Below are 229 nucleotides of genomic sequence, written 5' to 3'. Positions count from 1 at the left end.
GATAACGTCCGTCCAGACCACCGCCTTCAATCCACCAAAAATGGAAAAACAGGCAGAATAGGCCACCAACCCAATAATGCCCCACATCAGCGGAATGTCTAGCAGTTGTTCAATGGCTAACGCGCCCAGGAAAAGGACGGTAGCAATATTGATGAAAACGAATAGAATGATCCAGAAAATGGACATGATAGTCCGTACGGTACCGTCGTACCTCTCTTCGAGAAACTGC

The 229-nt window shown here is 47.6% G+C and carries 1 protein-coding gene; it reads right to left on the bottom strand.

Annotated features, from left to right (window positions below):
- Positions 1-229 (bottom strand): sodium:solute symporter family transporter (locus MO867_RS23200; RefSeq protein WP_444875296.1); only part of this gene is annotated, 229 nt, incomplete at both ends.

The organism is Microbulbifer okhotskensis (assembly GCF_023895975.1).
GTDB lineage: Bacteria > Pseudomonadota > Gammaproteobacteria > Pseudomonadales > Cellvibrionaceae > Microbulbifer > Microbulbifer okhotskensis.
The sequence above is the reverse complement of the archived record's forward strand: the minus strand, read 5'-3'. Positions and strand labels throughout refer to the sequence as shown.